The 26,635-nt window shown below is 59.6% G+C and carries 28 protein-coding genes; 17 read left to right on the forward strand and 11 right to left on the reverse strand.

What is annotated here, in order from left to right; genetic code table 11:
- Positions 1 to 62: 62 nt before the first annotated feature.
- Both thrS and aceA read right to left on the reverse strand, forming a co-directional pair.
- Entirely contained in the window at positions 63 to 1,982 is a 1,920-nt protein-coding gene (gene thrS, locus JDW18_RS13825) for a threonine--tRNA ligase (protein ID WP_218240011.1), read from the reverse strand.
- 318 nt (positions 1,983 to 2,300) lie between these two features.
- Entirely contained in the window at positions 2,301 to 3,632 is a 1,332-nt protein-coding gene (gene aceA, locus JDW18_RS13830; protein WP_218240012.1) for an isocitrate lyase, read from the reverse strand.
- Positions 3,633 to 4,168: 536 nt separating this feature from the next.
- On the opposite strand from aceA, the gene JDW18_RS13835 reads away from it, so the two are divergent.
- Positions 4,169 to 5,083, forward strand: a complete 915-nt coding sequence (locus tag JDW18_RS13835) for a DMT family transporter (protein WP_218240013.1) — start codon at positions 4,169 to 4,171, stop codon at positions 5,081 to 5,083.
- Positions 5,084 to 5,111: 28 nt separating this feature from the next.
- Here the strand turns inward: JDW18_RS13835 and rraA are convergent, their stop codons facing one another.
- Positions 5,112 to 5,624: a ribonuclease E activity regulator RraA gene (gene rraA, locus JDW18_RS13840; protein WP_218240014.1), complete on the reverse strand. Its 513-nt coding sequence runs from the start codon at positions 5,622 to 5,624 to the stop codon at positions 5,112 to 5,114.
- A gap of 289 nt (positions 5,625 to 5,913) precedes the next feature.
- Here rraA and JDW18_RS13845 point away from each other — a divergent pair, with 289 nt between their 5' ends.
- Complete coding sequence (locus JDW18_RS13845; RefSeq protein WP_218240015.1) at positions 5,914 to 6,219, forward strand: SWIB/MDM2 domain-containing protein; 306 nt, start codon at positions 5,914 to 5,916, stop codon at positions 6,217 to 6,219.
- Positions 6,220 to 6,366: 147 nt separating this feature from the next.
- Here the strand turns inward: JDW18_RS13845 and JDW18_RS13850 are convergent, their stop codons facing one another.
- The 5 genes from JDW18_RS13850 to JDW18_RS13870 form a co-directional block, all read right to left on the reverse strand.
- On the reverse strand, positions 6,367 to 7,806 hold the full coding sequence (locus JDW18_RS13850; protein WP_218240016.1) for a sulfite reductase subunit alpha: 1,440 nt from the start codon (positions 7,804 to 7,806) through the stop codon (positions 6,367 to 6,369).
- Positions 7,803 to 8,900, reverse strand: coding sequence for an FAD:protein FMN transferase (locus JDW18_RS13855; RefSeq protein WP_218240017.1), 1,098 nt, complete (start codon positions 8,898 to 8,900; stop codon positions 7,803 to 7,805). The genes JDW18_RS13850 and JDW18_RS13855 overlap by 4 nt, the downstream gene beginning before the upstream one ends.
- Positions 8,901 to 9,034: 134 nt before the next feature.
- Positions 9,035 to 9,835, reverse strand: a complete 801-nt coding sequence (locus tag JDW18_RS13860; RefSeq protein ID WP_218240018.1) for a DUF4198 domain-containing protein — start codon at positions 9,833 to 9,835, stop codon at positions 9,035 to 9,037.
- A 198-nt stretch (positions 9,836 to 10,033) separates the two neighbouring features.
- Positions 10,034 to 10,555 carry a DUF2271 domain-containing protein gene (locus tag JDW18_RS13865; RefSeq protein WP_218240019.1) on the reverse strand — a complete coding sequence of 174 codons (522 nt, stop codon included), beginning with the start codon at positions 10,553 to 10,555 and terminating at the stop codon, positions 10,034 to 10,036.
- A 142-nt stretch (positions 10,556 to 10,697) separates the two neighbouring features.
- Positions 10,698 to 11,348, reverse strand: a complete 651-nt coding sequence (locus JDW18_RS13870; RefSeq protein ID WP_218240020.1) for a PepSY-associated TM helix domain-containing protein — start codon at positions 11,346 to 11,348, stop codon at positions 10,698 to 10,700.
- A 364-nt stretch (positions 11,349 to 11,712) separates the two neighbouring features.
- On the opposite strand from JDW18_RS13870, the gene JDW18_RS13875 reads away from it, so the two are divergent.
- From JDW18_RS13875 to hemP, 8 genes are all read left to right on the forward strand, one after another.
- Positions 11,713 to 14,016, forward strand: a complete 2,304-nt coding sequence (locus JDW18_RS13875) for a TonB-dependent receptor (RefSeq protein WP_218240021.1) — start codon at positions 11,713 to 11,715, stop codon at positions 14,014 to 14,016.
- 114 nt (positions 14,017 to 14,130) lie between these two features.
- Complete coding sequence (locus JDW18_RS13880) at positions 14,131 to 14,811, forward strand: Fe2+-dependent dioxygenase (RefSeq protein ID WP_218240022.1); 681 nt, start codon at positions 14,131 to 14,133, stop codon at positions 14,809 to 14,811.
- A 157-nt stretch (positions 14,812 to 14,968) separates the two neighbouring features.
- On the forward strand, positions 14,969 to 16,108 hold the full coding sequence (locus JDW18_RS13885) for an alpha-hydroxy acid oxidase (RefSeq protein ID WP_218240023.1): 1,140 nt from the start codon (positions 14,969 to 14,971) through the stop codon (positions 16,106 to 16,108).
- A 133-nt stretch (positions 16,109 to 16,241) separates the two neighbouring features.
- Positions 16,242 to 16,541: a (2Fe-2S)-binding protein gene (locus JDW18_RS13890; protein ID WP_218243907.1), complete on the forward strand. Its 300-nt coding sequence runs from the start codon at positions 16,242 to 16,244 to the stop codon at positions 16,539 to 16,541.
- Positions 16,542 to 16,674: 133 nt separating this feature from the next.
- Positions 16,675 to 17,436: an energy transducer TonB gene (locus JDW18_RS13895; RefSeq protein ID WP_218240024.1), complete on the forward strand. Its 762-nt coding sequence runs from the start codon at positions 16,675 to 16,677 to the stop codon at positions 17,434 to 17,436.
- 23 nt (positions 17,437 to 17,459) lie between these two features.
- Positions 17,460 to 18,182, forward strand: a complete 723-nt coding sequence (locus JDW18_RS13900) for a MotA/TolQ/ExbB proton channel family protein (protein WP_218240025.1) — start codon at positions 17,460 to 17,462, stop codon at positions 18,180 to 18,182.
- A 3-nt stretch (positions 18,183 to 18,185) separates the two neighbouring features.
- Positions 18,186 to 18,602 carry an ExbD/TolR family protein gene (locus JDW18_RS13905; RefSeq protein ID WP_218240026.1) on the forward strand — a complete coding sequence of 139 codons (417 nt, stop codon included), beginning with the start codon at positions 18,186 to 18,188 and terminating at the stop codon, positions 18,600 to 18,602.
- A 309-nt stretch (positions 18,603 to 18,911) separates the two neighbouring features.
- The gene (hemP, locus tag JDW18_RS13910; protein WP_218240027.1) at positions 18,912 to 19,124 is read left to right on the forward strand and encodes a hemin uptake protein HemP; all 213 of its coding nucleotides are present in this window, start codon (positions 18,912 to 18,914) and stop codon (positions 19,122 to 19,124) included.
- A 231-nt stretch (positions 19,125 to 19,355) separates the two neighbouring features.
- Here hemP and JDW18_RS13915 read toward each other — a convergent pair whose 3' ends face one another.
- The gene (locus JDW18_RS13915; protein WP_003053536.1) at positions 19,356 to 19,763 is read right to left on the reverse strand and encodes a GlcG/HbpS family heme-binding protein; all 408 of its coding nucleotides are present in this window, start codon (positions 19,761 to 19,763) and stop codon (positions 19,356 to 19,358) included.
- Between the two features lie 193 nt (positions 19,764 to 19,956).
- Between JDW18_RS13915 and JDW18_RS13920 the strand changes: the two genes are divergently transcribed.
- The 3 genes from JDW18_RS13920 (at position 19,957) to JDW18_RS13930 (ending at position 21,845) form a co-directional block, all read left to right on the forward strand.
- A complete protein-coding gene (locus JDW18_RS13920; protein ID WP_218240028.1) occupies positions 19,957 to 20,649 on the forward strand; it encodes a Bax inhibitor-1/YccA family protein in 693 nt (230 codons plus the stop codon).
- Positions 20,650 to 20,747: 98 nt separating this feature from the next.
- Positions 20,748 to 21,104 carry a hypothetical protein gene (locus tag JDW18_RS13925; RefSeq protein ID WP_218240029.1) on the forward strand — a complete coding sequence of 119 codons (357 nt, stop codon included), beginning with the start codon at positions 20,748 to 20,750 and terminating at the stop codon, positions 21,102 to 21,104.
- 240 nt (positions 21,105 to 21,344) lie between these two features.
- Entirely contained in the window at positions 21,345 to 21,845 is a 501-nt protein-coding gene (locus JDW18_RS13930) for a DUF2325 domain-containing protein (protein ID WP_218243908.1), read from the forward strand.
- A gap of 208 nt (positions 21,846 to 22,053) precedes the next feature.
- Here JDW18_RS13930 and rlmD read toward each other — a convergent pair whose 3' ends face one another.
- Positions 22,054 to 23,553, reverse strand: a complete 1,500-nt coding sequence (gene rlmD, locus JDW18_RS13935) for a 23S rRNA (uracil(1939)-C(5))-methyltransferase RlmD (RefSeq protein WP_218240030.1) — start codon at positions 23,551 to 23,553, stop codon at positions 22,054 to 22,056.
- A gap of 141 nt (positions 23,554 to 23,694) precedes the next feature.
- A complete protein-coding gene (locus JDW18_RS13940) occupies positions 23,695 to 24,006 on the reverse strand; it encodes a hypothetical protein (RefSeq protein ID WP_218240031.1) in 312 nt (103 codons plus the stop codon).
- Positions 24,007 to 24,238: 232 nt separating this feature from the next.
- Between JDW18_RS13940 and JDW18_RS13945 the strand changes: the two genes are divergently transcribed.
- Genes JDW18_RS13945 through JDW18_RS13960 form a run of 4 tightly spaced genes read left to right on the forward strand, consistent with a single transcriptional unit; the run spans position 24,239 to position 26,603 of the window.
- Positions 24,239 to 24,784: a GbsR/MarR family transcriptional regulator gene (locus tag JDW18_RS13945; protein ID WP_218240032.1), complete on the forward strand. Its 546-nt coding sequence runs from the start codon at positions 24,239 to 24,241 to the stop codon at positions 24,782 to 24,784.
- 46 nt (positions 24,785 to 24,830) lie between these two features.
- Positions 24,831 to 25,715: an NAD-dependent epimerase/dehydratase family protein gene (locus tag JDW18_RS13950; RefSeq protein WP_218240033.1), complete on the forward strand. Its 885-nt coding sequence runs from the start codon at positions 24,831 to 24,833 to the stop codon at positions 25,713 to 25,715.
- The gene (locus tag JDW18_RS13955) at positions 25,708 to 26,130 is read left to right on the forward strand and encodes a DoxX-like family protein (protein WP_218240034.1); all 423 of its coding nucleotides are present in this window, start codon (positions 25,708 to 25,710) and stop codon (positions 26,128 to 26,130) included. The genes JDW18_RS13950 and JDW18_RS13955 overlap by 8 nt, the downstream gene beginning before the upstream one ends.
- Positions 26,127 to 26,603, forward strand: coding sequence for a DUF2269 family protein (locus JDW18_RS13960; RefSeq protein ID WP_218240035.1), 477 nt, complete (start codon positions 26,127 to 26,129; stop codon positions 26,601 to 26,603). Before JDW18_RS13955 ends, JDW18_RS13960 begins: the two co-directional genes overlap by 4 nt.
- Positions 26,604 to 26,635: the final 32 nt, after the last annotated feature.

Here is a 26,635-nt window from a genome sequence, read left to right on the forward strand (position 1 = left end):
CAGCGTAGCCGCTTGCGTGCAGCGCACGCAAACGACCCGCCACGAAGAGATCACTCTCTGTATCAAGCCTTAGCTGCGATGTCCTTGGCCAGCAATTCGACAAATGCATCGACCGACATCACACCGAGGTCTTTATTACCCCGGGCGCGCACTGCAACCGCTCCAGCAGCCTTCTCCTTGTCGCCTGCGACGAGGATGTAGGGCAGCTTTTGCATTGAATGCTCACGTATTTTATACGTAATCTTTTCATTGCGCAGATCTGTGGCTACTCTAACGCCTTGATTCGGCAATGCTTTTTGCAGCTTTTCCGCCACCTCACGGGCATAGTCCGACTGGGCATCAGTGATATTGAGCACCGCCACCTGTACAGGGGCCAGCCAGGCAGGCAAGGCGCCGGCGTGCTGCTCGATCAAAATACCGATGAAACGCTCCAGCGAACCCACGATGGCACGGTGCAGCATGATGGGGCGGTGACGTTCGCCATCTTCGCCTACATATTCCGCATCCAGACGCTCGGGCAGGTTCGGGTCCACCTGGATGGTGCCGCACTGCCATTCGCGGCCCAGCGCGTCCTTCAGGGTGTACTCAATCTTGGGACCATAGAACGCGCCTTCGCCCGGCAGGTATTCAAACTCGCAGCCCGAAGCGCGCAGACCTTCGGCCAGTGCGTTTTCGGCCTTGTCCCATGACTCGTCGGTACCGATGCGCTTTTCAGGGCGTGTGGAGAGGCGATACAGGATGTTGGTAAAGCCGAAATCTGCATAGACCTTTTGCAGCAGCGCAGTGAAGGCAGTCACTTCTGCCTGAATCTGGTCTTCGGTACAGAAGATGTGACCATCATCCTGCGTAAAGGCACGCACGCGCATGATGCCGTGCAGCGAGCCTGTGGGCTCATTGCGGTGGCAGTTACCGAACTCACCAAAGCGCAGTGGCAGATCGCGATAGCTCTTGATGCCCTGCTTGAAGATGATGATGTGGCCCGGGCAGTTCATGGGCTTCAGGGCATATTCACGCTTTTCCGATTCGGTCGTGAACATGTTTTCGCGGTACTTGTCCCAGTGGCCTGTCTTCTCCCACAGGCCCTTGTCCAGAATCTGGGGCGCCTTGACTTCCTGGTAGCCGTTGTCCTGATAGACCTTGCGCATGTACTGCTCGACCTGCTGCCAGACCGACCAGCCCTTGGGGTGCCAGAACACGGTACCGGGGGAGCATTCATCAATGTGGAACAGGTCCAGTTCGCGGCCCAGCTTGCGGTGGTCGCGCTTTTCGGCCTCTTCCAGACGATGCAGATATTGCTGCAGCTCGTCCTTGCTGGCCCAGGCAGTGCCATAAATGCGCTGCAGCATTTCGTTGCGATGGTCACCGCGCCAGTAGGCGCCAGCTACCTTCATCAGCTTGAAGTGCTTGAGCTTGCCTGTGCTGGGCACGTGAGGACCACGGCACAAATCTTCGAATGCGCCTTCACGGTACAGGCTCACATCTTCATTGCTGGGGATGGAGGCAATGATCTCGGCCTTGTAGTTCTCGCCCAGGCCCTTGAAGTAGCTCACCGCTTCATCACGGGGCAGCACACGGCGCACCACTTGCTCATCCTTGCTGGCCAGCTCGCTCATCTTCTTTTCGATGGCAGCCAGATCTTCAGGCGTGAAGGGTCGCTTGTACGAGAAGTCGTAATAGAAGCCGTTTTCGATCACTGGGCCAATGGTGACCTGTGCATCAGGAAACAGTTCCTTGACCGCATAGGCCAGCAAGTGAGCGGTGGAGTGACGAATCACATCCAGACCATCGGCATCCTTGGCAGTGATGATGGACAGGGGCGAATCCTGCTCGATCACAAAGCTGGTGTCCACCACCTTGCCATTGATCTTGCCGGCCAGTGCAGCCTTGGCCAGACCTGCACCAATCGAAGCCGCGACTTCGGCGACCGAAACTGGAGCCGGGTATTCGCGCTTGGAGCCATCGGGGAGCGTGATGTTGATCATGAAATTCCTTGTCAAACCAAATTTGTGTGGGGGTGGGCCAGCGCCAGAGCTTTGGAGTTGCCTGAAAGCAAAAAGCGCGGAACCAGTCCGCGCTTTGATGAAGGGGTCGAGAAATCTCGGGCAGGCGCGAACCGCCAGCTGCCTTTAGCAGCTGAAATACATCTCCGATGTAGTTCGCGGTGTCATAACCGTTGATGCCTTTCTCGCCCTTGTGAATTGAAGTTCTGCCATTTTAACCCGGCAAACAAAAAAGCGCCCGAGACTTTCGCCCCGGGCGCATAACCCACTTTTTTCTTACCTAGACAGAGATACCAACGATCAGTGGAATTGCTCCTCTTCCGTGGAGCCAGTCAGCGCCTTGACGCTGGACGAACCACCCTGAATCACGGTCGTCACGTCGTCGAAGTAACCGGCACCCACTTCCTGCTGGTGCGACACAAAGGTGTAGCCCTTGTCGCGAGCCGCGAATTCGGGCTCTTGCACCATGTTCACATAGTGCTTCATGCCTTCGCCGCGAGCGTACTCGTGGGCGAACTGGAAGCTGTTGAACCAGTTGATGTGAATACCGGCCAGCGTGATGAACTGGAACTTGTAGCCCAGAGCCGACAGGTCTTCCTGGAAGGAAGCGATCTGGCTGTCGTTGAGGTTTTTCTTCCAGTTGAAGGAAGGCGAGCAGTTGTAGCTCAGCAGCTTGCCGGGGCAGGCGGCGTGCACAGCCTGGGCGAATTCACGGGCAAAGCCGATATCAGGCACCCCGGTTTCGCACCACACCAAATCAGCGTAAGGAGCGTAGGCCACGCCACGGCTGATGGACTGCTCCAGACCGTTCTTGACGCGGTAGAAGCCTTCTTGGGTGCGCTCGCCAGTCAGGAAAGGCTTGTCGTTGGCGTCGTGGTCGCTGGTGATCAGGTTGGCCGCTTCTGCATCGGTACGGGCCAGCACAATGGTGGGCACGCCCATCACGTCAGCAGCAAAGCGCGCAGCAATCAGCTTTTCGCAGGCTTCCTGGGTGGGCACCAGCACCTTGCCGCCCATGTGACCGCACTTCTTCACCGCAGCCAGCTGGTCTTCAAAGTGAACGCCGGAAGCGCCTGCGGTAATCATGTTCTTCATCAGCTCGAAAGCGTTGAGCACGCCGCCGAAACCGGCTTCAGCGTCAGCCACGATGGGCAGGAAGTAGTCGATGAATTCCTTGTCGCCGGGGTTGATACCGCGGCTCCACTGGATTTCGTCGGCACGCTTGAAGGTGTTGTTGATGCGGCGCACCATGGTGGGCACCGAGTCATAGGCGTACAGCGACTGGTCGGGGTACATGGTTTCGCTGGTGTTGCCGTCGGCAGCCACTTGCCAGCCCGACAGGTACACCGCTTCCAGACCTGCCTTGGCCTGCTGCATGGCCTGACCGGCGGAGATGGCACCAAAGGCGTTCACATAGCCCTTCTTGGCATCGCCGTTGATCTTTTCCCACAGTTTTTCTGCACCGCGCTGAGCCAGCGTGTATTCAGGCTGCAGGCTGCCACGCAGACGAACCACGTCGGCTGCGGAGTAACCACGCTTCACACCCTTCCAACGGGGGTTTTGTGCCCAGTCCTTTTCGAGGGCGGCGATTTGCTGTTCACGGCTCAGTTGCTGGTTCAGAGATTGGGGCATGTTGCACTCCTTAGCGGTTAAAACGGGATGGGTTGGTGTTCGTCCTTGGGATCCACTGTACGACGCTCAATCGACTTCAATTACTCTTATGTCTTATAAAAGACTATAAATTTACGCCAATAAAAACAACAACTTATTTTTCATTTTCGCAATGCAAAAACCAATTTCTCGTATTGAGAAATATTGCGGCACTGCAACATTTCTATTTTTCGCAATGCGAAATCAAAATCTTGCCTAGTGAAAAATCAGCGCTTCAAAGCGCTGCAATGACCGCTACCCTCCAATGAATTAGTGCATCTGAACGAGAAAAGCAGCTGATTCCCTGCACTGGGCCACTTGCCGCCCCATCAATTGCGAGAAAAACAACAGCCAACAAGACAGGCACACCATGCGCCTTCATCGCGAACCCTGCTGCACTGCAGCAAAGCCCAGAATCTGGCGTATATCAGCAACAGTTCTGTGACAGACCCGCACAGCAGGTGGCAGCCGCTATGCTTTGTGCCCAAGCTCTCTGCCTTTGTCCAGTTCCTTCAGTCATGACCCCTACAAGCCGCCCTGTTGCCTATTTCTGTCTGGGTTTAAGCATGGCGCTGGTGGGCAGCTATGTGGCGCTATCCAAGCCGCTGGCCGCCATATTCCCGGTCATGCTGCTGGCCTGGCTGCGCTTTGGCATTGGCGGCATTGCCATGCTGGGCTGGGTGCGGCGCCCTGCCAATGAGCCCCCTCTTTCGCGCCAGACCCGGCTGCTGCTGTTTTTTGAGTCGTTTTTTGGCAACTTTCTTTTTACGCTCTGCATGATTACCGGGGTGACGCTGACCAGCGCCGTCACCGCCGGTGTGACCATGGCGGCCATTCCCGCCGCCGTCGCCGTGATGAGCTGGTTATTTCTGCGTGAAGCCGTGAGCAGACGCACGTGGGCAGCTATCTTTTTGGCAGTGCTGGGCATCAGCCTCAACGCCCTGAATAAATCCGCAGAAGCCACTGCCAGCGCCACCGGCTCGCAGGCCTGGCTGGGGCAATTGCTGCTGGTGGCCGCTGTGCTTTGCGAGGCCTCATATGCCGTGATCGGCAAAAAGCTCACTGCCAGCGTCAGCCCCAAGCGCATTACGGCGCTGATCAACCTCTGGGGCTTTGCCCTTTCCACACCTGCGGGCCTGTATCTGGCCTGGCAGTTTGACTTTGCCCAGGTCAGCGGGCCGCAGTGGGGGCTGCTGCTGTTCTATGCACTGGCCGCCTGTGTGTGGACGGTCTGGCTGTGGATGACGGGGCTGCGCACTGTGCCCGCCTCACAGGCCGGCATCTTCACCGTGCTGCTGCCCATCAGCGCCGCGCTGACGGGCATGCTGGCCTTGGGCGAGCGCATCAGCGGCATGCAATTGCTGGCCTTTGGCATCGCTCTGGCCAGCGTTTTGATTGCAACATGGCCAGAGCGCTTACAGGATAAGCGCTGACAGCTATCAAAATTGATAGCTCAACCCATCAGACCAGCAAATTGCGGCGGCTGAGAACCACACCGTCCTCATCGGCATACAGCCAGTCGCCGCTGCGCACAGGCACGCCAGCAATCTGCACCGCCACATCACGCAGACCCTGCCCCTGCTTGACCGTGGGCATGGGATTCAGCGCCAGCGCATAAAGGCCCACCTGCGTGGCACTCAGCTCCGCCACATCCCGCACGCAGCCATAAACCAGCACCCCTGCCCAGCCATTGTTCGCAGCAGAGGCCGCCACATTGCCGCCCACCAGCGCGCGGCGCAACGAGCCACCGCCATCCACCACCAGCACGCGGCCCCGGCCTGCCTCGGCCAGCGCAGCGCGTACCAGGCTGTTGTCATCCAGACATTGCACCGTGCTGACCTCTCCAGCAAAACGCGCCAGGCCGCCAAAGCTGCGAAAGACAGGCGGCAGCACACGAAAGTCGCCACTGTCATCGCTGATATGGGCATCGCACAGGTCACAGGTGCTGAAGTGCGCTTGTCGGGATTCCGTCATCGATCTCTCCATTTCGTTGGCGATAAAAACCATCATCTTGACGGGCTGGCAGCCCATCGCAAGCCCAAAGGCGTCAGCAGCCACCTACAGAGAGCGACTTTTTCACAACACTCTCCAGTGAAAACCCCTGCAAAACAGGCCTCCAAAGGCCCATGCGCAACAAATCGAGGCAAAAAAACCGGTCTATAGCTTGGAAGACCGTTTTTTTGCCATTAGCATCAGGTTCAGCCAGTGGATTTCAGGTGTTTTTCGCTGGTGACAAGTCCACTACCAATTAGGAATAAGCAATATGGCAACTGCAAAGAAGGCAACCGCTGCAGCACCCGCAGCAGCTCCCGCTAAGAAGCGCACTCCCAACGCAGCCTTCATGAAGCCTCTGACCCCCAGCGCCGCTCTGGCTGCCGTGGTCGGCAAGGACCCCCTGCCTCGCACTGAAATCATCAGCAAGCTGTGGGTCTACATCAAGGCCAACAACCTGCAAGACGCTGCCAACAAGCGCATGATCAATGCTGATGCCAAGCTCAAGGAAGTCTTCGGCAAGCCCCAAGTCTCCATGTTCGAGATGGCCGGCCTGATCGGCAAGCACGTCAAGTAAGCTGCGGCTTGCAGACAAGAAAAAAGCTGGCATTGCCAGCTTTTTTCGTTTCCGGGCTCTGGGCCCGATGAGGATTGAACGCGTTGCAAAGGACTGCTGGCAGCTGAAGGCTCAGCAAAGCTTCGCCTCCATCCCCCTGAATTCCCCTCAATACACGTCGCGGCGATAGCGGCCGCTGGTCTGCAGCGCATCCAGCGCTGCCTCGCCCAGAATGGCTTGCAGCGCCTGGTGTACGCCCTGACCCATGCCCTGCAGGCTGCCGCAGACGTAAATCGCCGCACCTTGCGCCACCCAGCGCCGCACCTCGTCGGCCTGATTGCGCAGCAAATCCTGCACATACTGCGGCTGCGTGGCGTGGCGCGACCAGGCCTGATCCAGCCGTGCCAGGCTGCCTTGCTCCAGCCAGCTTTGCAATTGATCGCCATACAGCGCGTCGTGCTGCGGGCTGCGCTCGCCAAACAGCAGCCATTGGTCGCTACGCCCTTGCTGAACGCGGGTGCGAATATGACTGAGCAAACCGGCCAGCCCCGAGCCATTGCCCACCAGAATCAAGGGGCGCTGTGCGTTTTCCTGCAGCCGGAATCCCGCATGTTCGCGCACCGTGATTGGCAAAACATCGCCCACGGCCATGCCACGGCACAGCCAGTCAGATGCCAGGCCGGGCGAGCCGTCTTCGCGCGTACTCAGGCGCACCAGCAGTTGCAGGCTACCGTCGGCAGGAGTGGAGGCAATAGAGTAGTCGCGCGCCCGTTCCGGGTCCGCAGGCACGCACAGCGACACCAGATCACCAGACTGCCAGTCGGGAAGCACACCGGACGGTGCACCGGATTGCGCACCAGTTTGCGCCCCCGGCTGCGGCGTCCATTCCAGCCAGTACAGCCCCCCGCCCTGGCTGCCGGGGTTGAGCAGCTTGCGCTGGCTCAGCACCATGGGCACGGCGGCAGGGGCCTGCAGCCAGTTCTGCGACAAGGCCTGCGTTTGCACCGCATCGCCCAGCAGGCTTTGGTGCATCTGCACAAGCAGCGCCTGCCAGTCCTGCAGGTGCTGGCTGTTCATATTGTCAACACAGACCACTTCGCTATGCGCACCGCAGGCCTGCAGCCACTCATGCACCTGAAGGCCAAAGGCGCAGAACTGCTGATATTCACGGTCACCCAGCGCCAGCACGCGGCTCTGGTGGCCTTGCAGACTGGGGGCAGAGGCCATCAGCCCCTGCACAAAGCCCAGCGCCGGGTCGGGCGCATCGCCCTCGCCCGTGGTGGACAGCAGCCACAGGCTTTGCGGGTATTGGCTCAGCAATTCGGCGTTGAGCTTTTGCACGGGCAGCAGGCGCACTTGCAAGCCGCCCTCGCTGAGCATCTTGCCGGTGGCGCGGGCCAGAGCCTCGGCCTGGCCGGTCTGGCTGGCATAGGCCACCAGAACAGCTGGCGCACTGGCATCACCCAGCGCCACATTACCCTCGGCATCATCGGCCAATCGCTGTTTACGTACTTTCTGACCGATACCCCAGCACATACCTGCGTAAGCAGCTACCAAACCCATAGCAGGCCAGATACGCTCAGGCGTCAAAATCCATTCCACTGTCATGCCCCAAATCGTTGAACCCAGGCCGGTGTACTGACCGCCTGGCGTTCCTGTCCGTGCGCCCTCAGCACGGCGGCAATGCCGTGCTTCTGGGCAAATTCCATACCTTGCTGTGGCCCCAGCACCGTCAGCACCGTGGCCAGCGCATCGGCGTGCATGCACTCTTCATGAAACACGGTGACGCTGGCCAGATCGTGCTGTACCGGCCAGCCGGTACGCGGGTCCAGCGTGTGGGAATAGCTTTGCCCCCCGACTGAAAACTGGTGCCAGCAGTCGCCCGAGGTGGCAAAGCTGCCCTCTTCCATGCTCACCACCAATGGGACAGCCTCTTGCCCCCCCGTGCCCAGCTGCACCCGCCACGGGCCTTCATCGGGCCTGCGGCCCCAGCTGCGCAGTTCACCGCCAATTTCAAACAGGCCGCCCTGCCAGCCCTCGGCCTGCAGGCCTTGCACCACCCAGTCCACGGCAAAGCCTTTGGCAATGCCGCACAGGTCCAGCTCCAGCCCGCCGGGTTGCAGCAGCTCGCGCGATGCAGCGTTCCACTGCAGATGGCGATAGCCGCTGGTTTGCAGCAGACGGGCAATGTCCTGCGCTTCGGGAATCTGCGCTGCATGCGGCTGCAGGGGGCTCTGGCGCGGGCCAAAGCCCCAGAGCGACACCAGCGCGCCCATGCTAGGGTCCATGGCTGAGCCAGAGAGTCTGGCCCAGTGCAGGGCCGCTTCCAGAACATGAGCAAACTCCGCAGGCAGTACATGGGCCTGACCGGGTTTTGATGCATTGAACTGGCCAATGACCGAATCTGCTTCCCAGTTGCTCATCTGGGCAATGACCGCATCCAGCACCTGCTGCACCAGCGCCTGCACCGGCTCCATGGGCTGGTAATCGGGGTTGACCAGCCGCAGCGACCAGGTCGTGCCCATGGTGGTGCCGCTCAGGCGGTGAATGCGGCCATCACTTTGCTGCTGCATGCGTGCAGGCTGCCAGTGCGCGCTGCTGAAGTTCACAGCCGTGCTGGGCGCCGCACCATCAGACGCGGCAGACCGTGGCAGCTGCCACAGGCTGGCATCAAAGCGAACGCGAGGGGTGGAGGAAGTCATGAATACGGTCTTGGCCTGAGAGCGGCTGGCGATGCATTTTTGATAGCACGCCTGCCGCACCAAACAACGACGCGCCCAAGGCATGGATTTGCCCAGGGCGCGCAGCTCTCAAGCGGTCATTACCACGCAGAGAATTAAGGCAGCACTTCCAGAGTGGCCGTGTAGCTCAGGCGGCGCTCGGTTGCCTTGGAGATGGTGGTCTTCTTGTCCTTGGCATCGGTGTTCAGCCAGAACATGCCAGCGCGGGGGAACTTGATCTTGACCTGCCCCTTGGCATCGGTCTTGAGCTTCATTGCGTCCGTGCCATCGCGGTAGCGAATGCCGTCCGCCACCAGTTCGATTTCCAGATCGGCAGCGGGCTTGCCGTCGATCAGGAAGTCAAACGTGGCCTCTTCGCTGGCCACCAGATCGTTGGGGTGGGTCACGGGCTTGAGCTCCAGGCCCTTGCCAGTCACGCTCAGAGCCGAGGGTTTGCCCAGCGACACAAAGGTTTCCATGCGGCGCAGGTTCTCGATCACGTTCACTTCCTTGGCATCGGCGGGGATCTCCTTGAGAACTTCCTCCACCGAACCACGCACGCGCTTGGGCTGGCCCTTGGCGTCCTTGTAGCTGCCCATCACGCCAGTCATCAGCATGGTCACGCGGTGCGTGCCCGTCTGCTCGGGCTTGAAGTCAAAAACGCTGCGCAACTCGCCCTTGGCCACATTCTTCATTTCCACCACCGAGCCATCAGGTGCAGTCACCTTGACCGCTTCCAGACCCAGAGGGCGGTGGTTGAAGAAGAACACATCGTTGGACACGGCGGCATCCACCGTCACCCAGTCCGACTTGGACAGCACGGTGCTCGAAGGCTTGAACCAGATGTCATGGGCCTGCGCACCCAGAGCGGCCAGCGCCAGAGTTGCAGCAACGAGAGCACGAGTTTGGAACTTCATATCGGGTCCTTGAAAACAGAAAGGGGACAAATCGAAACAGGGAAGGTGCTGCGCCATCTGCAACACGCTAAAAACCGGCGCAACCCAACGTCAGAGATGCCGAGCAAGAGCCGTCTCGCGGCGGGGCCGCCCAGGCGAAGGCATCGCCCCCCTCCCTAGTGCGCAACGCGTAGAGAGAGGGGGAAGCGGCAAAGCCGCTCAGGGGGTGACGTTCAGCTTAATCACGCCCAGTTCCGTCTTGCCACTGGCGCTCAGGCTGGTGGCAGACTTGACGGGCCACTCAAAGGGAATGCTCACCAGCTCGCGGCCGCCCACTTCACGTGCAGCCTCCACCATCAGCTTGTACTGGCCGGGGGCCAGCTTGGGTAGCGGGTTCTTGCCCTCGGCAAACGACAGGGCATGAGCTCCTGCAGGCTTGGTGGGCTGGGTCACGCCATCAATGGGAAAGCTCAGCTCGCGGCCGGTACGGCGCCACCACTGGCGCATATCCTTGAGCCACTTTGTGCCTTCGGCATCGTGCTTTTTCACGTCATACCAGACAGACAGATTGGCCGCCACGCCGCCATCGGCCTTCTCCAGCCACACGGCCACATAGGGCTTGTGATACTCGGCCACCTGCAACTGGGGCACTGTTACCGTCACATCCAGACCGCCAGCGATTGCTGGCAGGCCCACCACGGCGCTCAAAGCCACCGAGGTCTTGAAAATCCGCTTCGCCATCTATCTTCCTTCACAAAATTCAGCCAACAACCCCACAAAACGGTCACAGCTCAACTAAGAGACAGCCAGCAAGGGCCGCCCCGCAGCAAGGCTGTCGTCCCCCTTCAAGGGGGAAGGCGCGAAGCAACTCAGGGGGGTCATCTCAATGCACCAGCAGCAACACCAGCACTGCTGGCAGCACAAAACCCAGGCCCACCATGGGCCAAGTCATGGGGCGACGCTGCGAATGCATCTTCAAAATCAGCAGCCCAGTGATACAGAACACCAGGCAGCCAATCGCAAACACGTCCAAGAACAGACTCCAGGCACCGCCTGTGTTGCGGCCCTTGTGCAAGTCGTTCAGATAAGAGATCCAGCCCCGGTCGGTACGCTCGTACTCCACCGCGCCCTCCTTGAGATCCACCCGCAGCCATGCATCACCACCGGGGCGCGGCATGGGCACATAGGCCTCGTCCTCGCTCCACTCCACCGCGAAGCCCTTGGCGCTGACCTTGATCTGCTCGGCCAGCCAGCCATTTACATCCGCAGGCAAAGCCACTCCTGCTTTGCTAGCAGCTTGCGCACTCTGTTGCTGGGCTTGCTGCAGTTTTTTCAATAAATCTTCAAGCAGTTGTGCTTCACGCGTCTCGACCTTGGGCTTGGATTCAATCTGCCCCGCGTGATTAAGCGTGAAGCCTGTGACAGCAAACAGCAGCATGCCAATCAGGCAGATGGCAGAGCTGATCCAGTGCCACTCATGCAGTTTTTTAAGCCAGTACGCCCGCTGAGGCGCGTTGGAGGAAGCCGCTGTCATTCAGAACTTTCAGGGATTGCAAGGCCACCAGACCCCGGCGGGTCGCTTGGCGCACTGCTCCAAACCCTCAAAAAGGCTGGCACAGCATGGCGGCATTCTAGTTGCGCGAAATTCTAAATGCATATCACTTCTATTTACTTTACCTAGCGTAAACAAACACACGCTCATCAAGTCCATCCGATCCGGACACAGCCAGCCCACCCGTTTGGCACAAACCAGAGCAAGCCCAAGTGTTGCCATTTGTTGCCGCACTGCAACAAATCAAGCTCCACCTCGCATTTTTTGATAATCGTATCGAGAATTATTATCAATATCACCTAGAATCCGCCTCGCTTTACAAAAAACCGACTCTTCATCCCAAAGCATGTCCAACAACCAACTGACTCCGACCGACTCCAACGGCTTGCGCTGCGAGCTCAAGCAAATCGTGATTGCCGCAGGCCTGTGCCTGATCGGCGCCAGCGCGATGGCTCAGCAGGAAACCACGCTGTCCACTGTGAATGTGGAAGCTGCTGCAGAGAACCCACTCAAAGCAGAAGTTGCCACTCAAGGCAAGTTCACAGCACCGCTGATTGACACCCCCAAGACAGTCAATGTCATTCCTCAGGAAGTCATCCAGCAAACCGGCAGCGTCACACTGACCGATGCACTGCGCTTGAGCCCTGGCATTACTTTTGGTTCTGGTGAAGGCGGCAATCCCACAGGCGATCGCCCCTTTATCCGCGGCAGCGACTCGCAAGGCAGCATTTATGTTGACGGCGTGCGCGACATCGCAGCGGGTTCGCGCGAGATGTTCAATATTGAGTCGGTCGAAGTCATCAAAGGCGCTGATTCCGCCTACGGTGGCCGTGGTGGCGCTGGTGGCTCCATCAATATGACAACCAAGACGGCCAAGAAAGAAAATTTCTTCAACGCCGACCTGTCATTGGGCAATGCCGACTACAAGCGCGGCACCATCGACCTGAACCGCGTCATCAATGAAACAACCGCCGTGCGCCTGAACGCCATGGCCCACGATGCAGATATCCCCGGTCGCGATGGCCCCAAGAACAAGCGTTGGGGTATTGCCCCCACTGTGACATTTGGCCTGGGCACGGCCGATCAGGTGACCTTGAGCTATCAGCACCTGAGCAGCGACAACATGCCGGAAACCGGCGTCCCTTACTACTACGACAAGACCAAGACGCTTGCTTCGACCAGCGATGTCACGCTGCGCCCCACCAATGGCGGCAATCGCAATAACTGGTATGGCCTGAAGGCCCGCGACAAGCAAAAAGAAGACAGCGACCAAGTCAGCGCCACTTATATCCACAAGTTCAGCGACACCAACCAGATTCGCAACACGCTGCGCTGGAGCGGCTCGACCCAGGACTACATCTGGACCCAGCCTGATGACAGCCAAGGCAACACCTCCAGCGACAAGGTCTGGCGTCGTTTCAACTCGCGCTACAGCAAGACCTTCACACTGCAAAATGCCACCGAGCTGACCGGCAAGGCCGAAACCGGCAGCGTCAAGCACAGCTATGCGCTGGGCCTGGAACTGGCTACAGAGCGCTCCAAGGTTGACAGCTACAGCATGGTTGATGCCAGCGGCAAGACTATTGCCAACAGTAACCAATGCGGTGCAGGTGGCTCGCCATACATGTGCACCAGCCTGACCAACCCTAACGGCAATGACCCTTGGACTGGTTCCATGGTGCGCAACAACCTGTGGACCAACTACAAGACGGATACCGCATCGCTGTATGCATTTGACACCGTCACTCTGGCACCCCAGTGGATCTTGAACGGCGGCCTGCGCTTTGATCACTACAGCACCAGCGTCGTCAACACCGGCGGTACCGAATACAGCCGTAATGACAATCTGCTGAACTATCAGCTGGGTCTGGTCTACAAGGTTCAGCCTAACGGCAGCCTCTACGCCAACATCGGCTCCTCGTCCACTCCTGCCAATGCAGGTCTGGGTCAAGGCGCCGATGCCACCCTGGACCCCACCAGCGGCCGTACCCCCATCAAGAATGCTGACCTGCTCAAGCCCGAAAAGACTCGCTCCATCGAGTTCGGCACTAAGTGGGACCTGCTGGACAAGAAGCTGGGCGTGACTGCAGCCATCTTCCGCAACGAAACCACCAACGCCCGCGTCATTGACCCCACAGGCAACACCGCCTCCATGGTGGGCAAAAAGACTGTCGATGGTCTGGAACTGGGCTTGACCGGTCGTGTGACCAAGGAAATCGATGTGTTCGCTGGCTATACCTATATGGATAGCACGCAGAACAACATTGGTACGGTGACTTCTGGTGCCCTTACAGGCAAGCCTGCAGCGGGTACTGGTCTGGCCTTCCCCAACACGCCAAAGCACAACCTGAGCCTGTGGGCCAACTACCGTCCAGACAACAAGCTCACTATCGGCCTGGGTGCCTTTGCTCAGAGCGAAGCTGTGGGCGGCTATGGCTACACCACCGACGGCCACCTGATCACACGCGCCATTCCTGGTTATGTGCGCTTCGACGCAATGGTCAGCTACAAGTTCACACCGAACCTGGCTTTGCAAGTCAACGTGCAAAACCTGACCAACAAGGGCTACTACGCCTCCACCTATAGCACTCACTATGCAACGCCTGGCTATGGCCGCTCTGTGATCGCCACACTGCAAGCACGCTTCTAAACAGCATTTGCTTGTAGCGGATCAAGCCCCGCGCAGTTACTGCGTCGGGGCTTTTTCTTATTCTTTATCCTTGTTGCGCTCTCGCTCCAAAGAACATCAACAACACTCTCACACATGCTGCTGCGAATCCCCGCCCTGCTCACCCCCGATGAAGTCCGCCACTGCCGCCAGGCGCTGGAATCTGCCGCCTGGCAGGATGGCCGCACGACGGCAGGCCATGTCGCGGCGCAGGTCAAAAGCAATCTGCAACTGCCGCTGGACAGCAAGACCGGTCAGCAAATTGGCGATTTACTGCTGGACCGGCTGGGCCGCAACCCGCTGTTCATGTCTGCCGCGCTGCCGCTGAAGGTACTGCCCCCGCGCTTTAACCGATATGAAGGCGGTGGCACCTACGGCAACCATATCGACAACGCTTTTTTCAACATTCCGGGCACGGCCATCAAGGTGCGCTCTGATATCTCCACCACGGTCTTTTTCAGCGACCCCGAGGAATACGAAGGCGGCGAGCTGATCGTGGAAGATACTTTTGGCCAGCAAAGCGTAAAGCTGGCGGCGGGCGATGCCATCGTCTACCCCGGCACCAGCCTGCACCGCGTGAACCCCGTCACCCGAGGCACGCGCTATGCCTCGTTTTTCTGGACGCATAGCCTCATCAAGTCTGCCGAGCAGCGCCGCCTGCTGTTTGATCTGGACCAGAGCATTCAAGAACTCACTGCAGAGCAGCCCGAGCATCCCCGCGTCGCGGCGCTCTCTGGCACTTATCACAATCTTTTGCGCATGTGGAGTGAGGCCTAGCCCTCTGAGCGGCTTCGCCGCTTCCCCCCGAGGGGGACGACGCCATCGCCTGGGCGGCCCCGCCGCGAGGCGGCTCTTGCTCGGCGTCTCTGAGTTGGCTCATGCCTGCTTGCATGCAGCGCCCACACATTGACTTCGCTTTTTGAATGCACCTGCAATGAATTCCACACCTCTTAATACGCTTGGCATGCCGGTGCAGCCGCCTTTGCAAAGCATCCCGGCCAGCATCACCAGTCTTGCCGACTACGTCCGCCTGGCGCGCGAGCATTTGGAAGCTGGGGCCTGGGCGCATATTGAAAGCGGTGCAGACCAATACCTGACACTGGCCCATAACCGCGCCGCTTTCGATCAGATTCGCCTGTGCCCGCAGGCGCTGGCCGACCTGTCGAATGCCCATACCCGACAAGCTTTGCTGAGCGAGCAGTTGCAATGGCCGGTGCTGCTGGCACCAGTGGCCTATCAGCAACTGGCCCACCCAGAGGGCGAACTGGCCACCGCCCGCGCGGCCATGGCCATGCGCACTGGCATGGTGGTCAGCACTTTGTCCAGCCATTCGCTGGAGGACATTGCCCAGACCGCCCAGACTGCCAGCCAGGAACTGGGGCGCAGCGGACCGCTGTGGTTTCAGCTGTATCAGCAAGCCACGCGTGAGTACACGCTGCAACTGGTGCGCCGCGCCGAGGCGGCGGGCTACACAGCGCTGATGTGGACGGTGGATGCGCATATCAAGCGCTCCAGCTATCCGCTGCCACCCGGCGTGGAGGCGGTGAACCTGCGCGGTATGCCGCAGCAGCGCCATAGCGCCGACCTGATGAGTGAGCAGATTCTGTTTGGCACGGATCTGGCCCGCCATGCACCCAGCTGGGATGATCTGATCTGGCTGCGCGCTCAAACCAGGCTGCCGCTGATCGTCAAAGGCGTGCTCTCGCCCCAGATTGCCGCAAGGGCCGTGGATCTGGGGGCAGACGCCATCGTCGTTTCCAACCACGGCGGGCGTGTGCTGGATGGCGCGGTATCGCCGCTGGAAATGCTGCCCGCCATTCGCGCCGCATTGCCTGAAGCTGTTCCCGTGCTGATGGACAGCGGCGTGCGCCAGGGCACGGATGTACTCAAGGCCATTGCCCTGGGGGCCAGCGCCGTGATGGTGGGCCGCCCGCAGATGTATGCGCTGGCGGTGGCAGGCATGCTGGGTGTCGCCCATATGCTGTATCTGCTGCGCGCCGAACTGGAGCTGGCCATGGCCCAGACGGGCTGCGCCACGCTGGCCGACATCCAGCCGCAACTGCTTGTCAGATAAGCGTTTTCAAGGAAAAATCGGCTTTAACCACAGCAGCGATGCAAGTAATTGTGCAGCATGCATTGCAAATGCGATGGATTCTCATTTATACTCCGTCTATCAAATCAATAGCCAGCAACAACTGCCTGTAGCCATGATCGTCTGTGTATGCCGCCGGGTTTCTGACCGAGAGATAGCACGCCACGCGCATGCGGGCATGAGCTTTGACGAAATCCAGTTCGAGCTGGGTGTTGCCATGCAATGCGGGCGCTGCGAAGGCTGCGCACGCGATGTGGTCGCCCAGTGCAGTGCTAGCCATCCGATCGCCGCCATCCACAACGAGTCGCACGCAGGTGCGTCCGTTCAGACGGTTCAGCTTGCCGCCAACATTCGTGAAAGCAAAGCATGGCCCACCTCAACTACTTCGCTCTCTCAGCCCTGCTCGGCAGCCTGATTCTTGTCATGGCTTGTACCTGGTGGATATTGCGTGACTGATTGTGTTGTGCCAGCGTTCCCAGTCTTCCTAGCCGGTTAACCAGCGCTTTTTATCCTGCCCCCAGCCTGCGCTGGTTGCCTTCTCCGTTCCTATGTCCCAGTCTGATCGATTTGCTCCTGCCAGCGGCAAAAGCCGCACGGTGGCAGTAGCTGGTGCTGTAGTTGTTGCACATGCGGCTGCTCTCTGGGCCATGCAGCATGGCCTGGCGCAGCAGCACCCTCCCGAGGTGGTGGTGCCCGCTACCGTGATTGCAGAATTCATTGCGCCACCCGCGCCTGAACCTGCGCCGCCAGCCCCCCCTCCTCCCCCGGCGCCCAAGCCACCGGCACCCGCCCCGAAACCCCAGACCAAGCCGCAGCCCAAGCCTGAGACCAAAAAGGCTCCGCTACCCAAGGCCATCAAGGATTCCACACCCGCGCCCAACGCCCCCAAGGGCTCGACGGACGACAGCGAAAGCAAGCCGGACAAGACTCCGCCGGCGCCGCCCGCTCCTCCCGCCCCACCGGCACCGCCAGCGCCTCCGGCCCCGCCCGCACCTCCGGCCCCGCCCGCACCTCCAGCGCCGCCCAAGATTGAGCAGCCTTCAAGCAATGCGGCCTATCTGAACAACCCTTCGCCCGCCTACCCTTCGGTCAGCAAGCGCATGGGCGAACAGGGCAAAGTGCTGCTGCGCGTGTATATCAGCGAGCAGGGCCTGCCCGAGAAAATCGAAATCAAACAGTCCAGCGGTTTTGACCGCCTTGACGATGCCGCCATGGCAACCGTGCGCCAGTGGAAATTCGTTCCCGGCAAGCGCAACGGCGTGGCAGAGCCCATGTGGCACATTGTCCCCATCAACTTTGTTCTCAAATAAAACAGCAGTTCTCAGGAGTACCCATGGAATCCCAATTCGGCATTGCCCACGTCTGGACACAGGGCGACTTCGTGACCAAAGCCGTGGCCATCATCTTGCTGGTCATGTCGGTGGCCTCGTGGCTGGTCATTGCCATCAAGGCAATGGACATCATCAAGTTCAAAAAGTACGCCAACACCGCACAGGACTTCTGGCACAGCCCAGATCTGGCCAGCGGTCTGGAAAAACTGGGTGACGACAAGCAGAATCCCTTCCGCTTCATGGTGCTGGAAGGCCGTGAAGCCTCTGCCCACCACCGCAAGACCAGCGCTCACCTGCATGACACGCTGGACATCAGCGACTGGGTGACCCGCTGCCTGCGCAACGGCATCAACGAATTCACCGCCCGCCTGCAATCTGGTCTGGCCATTCTGGCCTCCGTGGGTTCCACCGCTCCCTTCATCGGCCTGTTTGGCACGGTCTGGGGCATCTATCACGCACTGGTGGCTATCGGCATGTCGGGCCAGTCTTCCATCGACAAAGTGGCAGGCCCCATCGGCGAAGCGCTGATCATGACCGCCCTGGGTCTGGCTGTGGCCATTCCTGCTGTGCTGGGCTACAACGCTCTGGTGCGCGGCAACAAGGGCATCCTGAATGCGCTCAACAGCTTTGCCCACGACGTGCACGCCTATTTCGTGACCGGCGCCCGCGTCTCCATCGACGGCCAGGCTTCGGGCAATGTGCTGCCCCTGAAGAAAGGCGCCTAAGCCATGTCATTCGGAACCATGGACGATGGGGACAGCGATGAGGTGATGAACGAGATCAATATGACGCCTCTGGTGGACGTCATGCTGGTGCTGCTCATCATCTTCATCATCACCGTGCCCGTGATGAAACACTCGGTCAACGTGGACCTGCCCCGCGCCACGAATCAGCCCGAGGACACCAAGCCTGCCACGGTGCAACTGGGCATCACGGCTGATGGCAAATACTCCTGGAACGGCCAGGAAGTCAGCGACGATCAACTGGAGAGCAATCTAACGGCCGAGGCCGCCAAGGAGCCCCAGCCCGATCTGCACATTCGTGGCGACAAGGAAGTGCGCTACGAACGCGTGGCCCAGGCCATGGCAGCTGCCCAGCGTGCAGGCGTCAAGAAGATTGGCTTTGTGACCGACCCGGCCAAATAAGCCACCAAAGCCACTGCGCTCTCAAGCCACTATCTCGTAGCTTCCCCGAACGGCCCCTTTGAGGGCCGTTTTTCATGGGGAAAATTTAATAAAAACTGCCTCTACTCCTTGATGAATAAGCGCTAGCCGCTATGCATTTGCAAGCAGCGCAATGGCCGGTATCCACTGCAGATGAAGGCTTGCCGCCAGCACAGCGATTCCATCCTGAAAATAAATAGCCTTTTTCTTCAAATGAGACTAAGTATCACTTGCATTTCAATTGAGAATTGTTATCATTACACCAGTTTTTGAAATCAAGGAATTCCCGGCATGTCTGCACCGCACGTTGCGACCTCTCAGCTCCACAGCCATAGCGCACCGTCCACGGCCGCAGCAAACCCCTCCTCAGCAGGTTTGAGCAGCCATGCAGGTCTGGACAGCGCCCAACTGCTCAATGGCCAGAAGGCCGTGACCATCGTGCACAACGGCACGCCCTACCGCCTGCAGGCCACCAAGCTGGGCAAGCTCATCCTGACCAAGTAAAAGCGCCCATCCACCAGACAAACCGTACCGTTTCATCGTGGGGCGACACCGCAAGTGTCGTTATTCGCCAGCCACAGCGGCTGTAGAGCACAAGCCCTCTCTTGTGTTCACGCCTGCCAGTAGCCACGCGTTTTTTCCACATCGCTACAGCCAAAACAAAACCCCTGCCGCTTGCGCGTGCAGGGGTTTTGTTTTGGGCCCCGCAGCATCAGCCACGGGACAAAGCCTCCGTTACAGGCCCAGAGCCGCAATGCCAGCCTTGGCAACCTGCGCATCTTCGTTGGCCTTCACGCCAGACACGCCCACGGCGCCCAGCACCTGGCCGTCCTTGACGATGGCCACGCCACCTTCGAGCAGACCGTCCACAAAAGGCGCGCTCAGGAAAGCAGTGCGGCCGTTGTTGATCATGTCTTCAAAGGCCTTGGTGTCCTTGCGGCCCACAGCAGCAGAGCGCGCCTTGGCAGGGGCGATGTGCGAGGAAATAGGGGCTGCGCCATCCATGCGTTGCAGCAGCAGCAGGTGGCCGCCGTCGTCCACGATGGAAATCGTCACGGGCCAGTTGTTCTTCAGCGCTTCGGCTTCAGCAGCTGCAGCAATGGCTTTCACATCGGCCAGTTCGAGTTCGTGCTTGGTCTTCATACAGGTACAAGGCTCCGTTGGATTTTCAATGTAGAGAGGATATTCTGTACTTAGAAGGCAAAAGTAGATGTCATGTGCAAAACATTTCATCCTAAAACTGCTTGTTTCCGCCGGGGTATTGCAATGCATGGCAAACACCCCCACCTAGAATGACAATGTTTCCACACACAATTCCTGAAGGAGGAATGGCTACATGAACGAACAAGTCACCACACTGGGCTCTGCGGGCTACGGTGTCTCGCAGCAAGAGCGCAACCGTGTTTTGCGCAACACGTACTGGCTGCTGGCACTCAGCCTGATCCCCACCGTGCTGGGCGCTTGGATTGGCGTGGCTACCGGCATCACTGCATCGCTGCGTGGCGGTGTGGGTCTGATCGTGTTCATGGTCGGCGCATTCGGCTTCATGTACGCCATCGAGAAGACCAAGAACAGCGCCGCAGGCGTGCCTGTGCTGCTGGCCTTCACCTTCTTCATGGGCCTGATGCTCTCGCGCCTGATCGGCATGATTCTGGGCTTCTCCAACGGCACCCAGCTGATCATGACCGCCTTTGCCGGCACGGCAGGCGTGTTCTTTGTGATGGCCATGCTGGCCACCGTCATCAAGCGTGACCTGTCGGGCATGGGCAAGTTCCTGTTCGTCGGCGCTCTGGTGCTGATGGTGGGCGCCATCATCAATGTCTTCGTGGGCTCCACCGCAGGCATGATGGCCATTTCCATGCTGGCTATCGGCATCTTCTCGGCCTACATGCTGTATGACCTCAAGCAGATCATCGATGGCGGCGAGACCAACTACATCAGCGCCACCCTGTCGCTGTACCTGGACCTGTTCAACGTGTTCCAGAGCCTGCTGTCCCTGCTGGGCATCATGGGCGGCGACCGCGACTAAGCGATTTTCCCTCCCAAGCCAGAAAGGAGTGCCGCGTGCACTCCTTTTTTATGAGTCCGGGCTAAATTTCAGGCTGCAGTTGCCGATACCCAATCAAGATGAAGCCAAACCACCTTCCCCGTGTACTTGCCATGGCCCTGCTGCCGCTAGTGCTGGCAGGCTGCAAGATTGAAGATATTCCCGGCCTGGGGCCAGACCCGAGAGCCGTGGCGCGAGACTCTGAAGCCAAAGCCATTGGCGGCGCCTGCCGCCATGCCATGCGCGGCCTGGAGGACTGCTACACACTGAACCCCAAGGCTTCCAAGGCTCTGGTGTTTGCGGGCTGGAAGGATATGGACGAATACATGCGCAGCAACAAGATTGAAGGCGTGCCGTCCGTGCTGGGCCAGAACGCCCCTGAAAAGCGCAATAGCTCCGAAACAGATAGCAGCAGCGCCAGCCGCAATCGCAGCTAAGCAAGCTTTCGCACCATGCACCCCAAGGCCGCAGCCACCAACTGCGGCCTTTTTCTTTGCCGGGCCGCTCTCCAATACACGCGCAATCCTCAGGTTCTTTATTGATAATGATTCTCAATTAAAATATCCTTCGGAACACGCAAGACGCCGGAGACCGTCTCCCTACTCTGCCTAGTTCTGAAGGGATATGCCGTGACCGCTGATGAAATTGAGCAACTGCGCCAGGAGCACCTGGCCCTGATGCTGAGCTATTGCGAAGTTCAGCAGCGCTGCAGCGCCCAAATCCAGTCACTGACCAGGCAAGTTGAGACACTGAGCCAGCAACTGATTCGCAGCCGCGCTCAGTTGATTGCACGCGACAGCGCCCTGGCCTGGGAGCGAGAGCTACGCCAGACCCTGGTCATGCAGCAGCTGATCGCCTGGCAGAGCGCGCCGCCGGCACAGGCGCTGCAGCCCTCGCCCCTGCTGCGCAGCCACGCCATGCAGCCCCATGCGCTGGGTGATGAGCAGCAAGCGCAACAACTGCTGGAAAACAGCCTGCAGGCAGCAGATCTGGTGATTTGCCAGACCGGCTGCATCAGCGATGGCGCGTTCTGGCGTGTACAGGACCATTGCAAGCGCACCGGCAAGCCCTGCGTGCTGCTGGATGCATCCAGCAATGCCCTGCACGTGGTGCAACTACACAGCGGGCTGGAAGAAAGCCCCTACCACCCCGGAGTGAACCCGAAAGAAATTGCCTGATGAATACCCATGTTGAATCCCTGCGCAGCGACCCCAAGCCCGGCCTGCGCACCCGCACTGCGCTGGGCCTGTGTATCTGCCTTGCAGGGCTGGTGGTGCTGTTCCTGCGCTGGTGATGGAGGCAACCGCCCTTTGAAGCCGCGCATAGATCAGGCACAAAAAAGCCCAGCGTGAAAGCTGGGCTTCGTTTTTGCCGATCAGAGCGCTATCAATCGCGCTCGAACACAGCCATGGACTCCACGTGGGCCGTGTGCGGGAACATATTGACCACACCGGCGGCCACGCAGCGGTAGCCTGCCTGATGCACCAGCAAACCGGCATCGCGTGCCAGCGTGGCGGGGTTGCAGCTCACATAGACAATGCGCTTGGGGAAGTTCCAGCTTTCCTGGCCTTCGGGCAGCGGTGGCAGCAGGTCGGGCTGCTCTTCCGTGGCCACACCGGTCTGCTTGCCACCCGTGCGAATCTGGTGAATATCGGCCATGGCCTTGGCCAGCGCAAACGCACCTTCGCGGGGAGGATCGACCAGCCACTTGTCGGCATTGCCGTCGGCAATCAGCATGGCAGGCGTCATCTCGAACAGATTGCGCGCCACAAAGCTCGTCGGAGCCAGCTTGTCGTCGTCACGACGGCTGGCATCGTTGCTGGCGTAGTTCTCGTGCGAGCGCTTGACCAGCGTTTCCGAGCCTTCAATGCCCAACACCTCACGCGCCATGGTGGCAATGGGCAGGGTGAAGTTGCCCAGACCGCAGAACCAGTCAATCACACGCTCGTCTTTTTTCGCATCCAGCAGGCGCAGCGAGCGTGTGACCAGCACACGGTTGATATGCGGGTTGACCTGTGTGAAGTCAGTCGGCTTGAAGGGCATGGTGATGCCAAAGTCTGGCAGACCATAAGACAGTTGCGTGCCGCCCTCTTCCATCAGGTGCACGGTGTCCGGCCCCTTGGGCTGCAGCCACCACTGCACATCGTGCTCAGCGGCAAAGTCGCGCAGGCGCTGCTTGTCGGCGTCAGACAGCGGCTCCAGATGGCGCAGCACCAGGGCTGTCACATGGTCGCCGCAGGCCACTTCGATCTGCGGGCAAGTTTCGCGTGCATCCATGCTGGCAATCAGTGCGCGCATGGGCATCAGCATGGCGTCCACATGGGGAGGCAAAATCTTGCAGGTCTCCATGTCGGCGATGTAGCGGCTCTTGCGCTCGTGAAAGCCCACCAGCGCCTTGCCCTTCTTGATCACATAGCGCACCGACAGGCGCGAGCGATAACGGTAGCCCCAGGCCGGGCCTTCGATGGGACGCAGCAGGGTCTCGGGCTTGACCTTGCCCAGATGCCAGAGGTTGTCTTCCAGCACGCGCTGCTTGATGGCCACCTGGGCCGCCACGTGCAGATGCTGCATCTTGCAGCCACCGCAGGCGCCCACATGCAGGCCAAAATTGGGGCAACCGGGCGTCACACGCTGCGATGACTCGCGGTGAATCTGGGTCAGCGTGGCTGCTTCCCAGTTGTTTTTCTTGCGATGGGTGTTGGCGCTGACGATTTCGCCAGTCAGTGCGCCGTCGATGAAGACCACCTTGCCATCGGGCTTGCGGGCCACGCCCTGAGCGTCCATATCCATGGACAGCACTTCCAGCCAGCCCTCGGGCAGCGCCGGGGCATCAGACGGGACTTCGGGCAGATTGTCGGGAATTTTGTTGTCGCGGGATTCACTCATGGTGCCCCGATTGTCTCAGGCTGCCCCATACCCGAGAGCCGACCACGGCAAAAAGCTGCAGCCTGCACCGGCAAGCCGCATCAAAAAACACACTCAAAACAGCGCCAAGTGCTGATCTATCAAGCGCTTTCAGCTATGCAATCAGAAGCGAGAATCTTCACGCAGGCGGCGCTCGCGGCTGTTGCGGGCCTGGGCCAGCATGGCGCGCTCGGCGATCAGATTGACCTCGGTTGCGCAGTTGTACTCATCCAGCGTGAACTGCATGGTTGCGCCGGGCGAGAGCTTGGGCACCGTCAGATGCAAAGGCAAAGACAGATCGACGGGAGAGCGATTGGAGCGATAAATCAGCTCGTTGCTGGGCGAGTAGACAAAGTAGCAGGCCGCCGAAGCAGCCTGAGCCAGCGCGCAGGCCGACAGCAGCAATGTGGCGCGCAATGCGGATGCAGCAGTCATAAAGTCTCCCTTCCTGAACAGGGCATTGCGCCCTTTTGTGCCTCCCATTCTATGGGCAGAGCTTCAAACACCTGTTTTCAGGAAATTTCATTTTTCAAAGAAATAAGAGCTAACCGCTTAAAAAGCATACGGTTACAGCTATCAATTCAGGAATATCTGATAGCTATCAGCGGGCACACTCTCTGAAATTTCTGTATTTACAGAAATTTCAACCTGCATCAAACTGCCCAGCATGCAACTGAGTCCTATCGCCGAACGTTTTGTGCACCACTGGGGAGACATGGGCAATGCCTGGGGCGTGAACCGCACCGTGGCACAAATCCACGCCCTGCTGTTCTTCCATGGCCGCCCGCTCAACGCCGATGAAATCTGCGACACCCTGGGCGCGGCACGCTCCAACGTCAGCAACAGCCTCAAAGAGCTGCTGAACTGGAACCTGGTTCGAGTCAGCCGCAAAAGCGGTGATCGGCGCGAGTATTTCGAAACCTCGGCCGATGTGTGGGAGCTGCTGCGCACCATTGTGCGAGAGCGCAAGCAGCGTGAATTCGACCCCACCAGCGCCCTGCTGCGCGAGCTGATTGCCCAGCCCGAGTTCGAGCAGGAAACACCTGACACGCAAGACCGCGTGCACGAGACCTTGCGCCTGATGGATTCCATGGGCGTGTGGACCGACGAGATGCTGCGCCTGTCGCCCGCCACTCTGGACAAAATTTTGCGCCTGGGCGCCAGCGTGCAAAGGTTTGTGAGAGGCACAGGCAAAGACGGCGACAAAGCCTGAAACCGTTGTTCTGAAATTTCTGCTGAAGCAGAAAAAGGAGGATTTCATGCGCGTTCTGATCTGCGGCGGCACCGGCTTTCTGGGCAAACACATCGTCAGCGCCCTCACCCAGTTGGGGCACGACCCCGTGGTGCGCAGCCGCCACTCCAGCCCTGCACTGGACTTTGGCCAATGCATCACCCCCGAGCCATGGCTTGAGCATTTGCAAGGTATCGGCGCCGTCATCAATGCCGTCGGCGCCTTGCGCGACCGGCCCGATCAGGACTTGCAAACCCTGCACATGAAAGCCCCCGCTGCGCTGTTCGATGCCTGCACGCAGGCAGGCATCCAGCGTGTGGTGCAGGTTTCGGCGCTGGGCGTGGACAAGGGTGACACCCTGTATGCCACCACCAAGCGCGCGGCCGATGACTACCTGCTGGCACTGGGACAACTGGGCCAGCTCAACCCCGTGGTGGTGCGCCCCAGCATCATCTTTGGCGCTGGTGGTGCCAGCAGCAAGCTGTTTTTGATGCTGGCCAACCTGCCCCTGCTGCCATTGCCTGCCGTCATGCGCAGCGCCCATATCCAGCCTGTGGCGGTGCGTGATCTGGCGGAGGTCCTGGCAAAAATGGCGATCTCTGACACGCCCAGCGGCGTGGTCGAAATCGGCGGCCCCCAACCCGTTTCCATCGAACGCTTTATCGCCAGCCTGCGCATGCAGATGCAATACGGCCCGGCCAAAGTTCGCCTGCTTCCTGACTGGGTCAGCAGCGCCAGCGCCAGGCTGGGTGACCGGCTGCCCTGGATGCCCTGGTGCAGCGAAGCCGCTGCGCTGCTGGAAAACGACAACATCACCGACCCGCAAACCCTGGCCACCCTGCTGGGGCGCGAGCCGGTGGATATCAGCCAGATGCTGAACACCTTGCCAAACTGGGGCAGCCGGCATGCCTGACACCCCTCGCAACACCGGCGCGCTGCGCGCCATGCATTTCAGCTTGGTCATCATCTGGCTGGGCACTGCACTGGTCAGCGCGCTGGACTATTTCGGTCTCTCGGGTCTGAACCATGAAGGCGCACGCCTGCTGGCCGATGGTGGAATTTCCAGCACGCAGTGGCAAGCATTGCTGATCTGGTCAGGCCTGCTGGCCGATTTGCTCATTGGCATCGCCCTGCTGCTGCGCCCGGCCCGCGCCAGCTATCTGGCAGCGCTGGTGCTGATGTGCGCCATGACCGTGGTGGGCACCGTGCTGCAGCCCGCGCTGTGGCTGCACCCGCTGGGGCCGCTGCTCAAAAACCTGCCCATTGCCGCCATGCTGTGGTTCTTGCTGCAGGTCAATACTTCCTCATTCAGCGAGCGTGAATCATGAATACCTATCTGCTGCTCAAGATGACCCATATCCTCTCCAGCGTGCTGCTGGTGGGCACCGGGCTGGGGTCGGCTTTTTATATGTTCTTTGCTAACCGCAGCGGCTCGGTACCAGCGCAGGCCGTGGTCAGCCGCCTGGTGGTGCGCGCGGACTGGTGGTTCACCACGCCTTGCATCTTTATCCAGCCCATCACCGGCATTGCCATGGCCCATATGGCGGGCTGGCCACTCACCACGCCCTGGCTGGCGCTGTCGCTGGGGCTGTATGTGCTGGCCGGAATCTGCTGGCTGCCTGTGGTGTGGCTACAGATTCGCATGGCCGCCATCGCAGCGGCTGCCCATACCCAAAATCAACCCCTGCCGCGCCTGTATCAGCATTACCAGTTGCGCTGGGAGGCGCTGGGCTACCCGGCGTTTATTGCCATGGCGGGGACTTATTACTTGATGGTGAATAAGCCGGTGCTGTGGGGGTGAAGATTGGAGGGCAGTTGTCGGCCAATAGATGA

It is taken from the genome of Comamonas fluminis (assembly GCF_019186805.1).
Classification (GTDB): Bacteria; Pseudomonadota; Gammaproteobacteria; order Burkholderiales; family Burkholderiaceae_C; genus Comamonas; species Comamonas fluminis.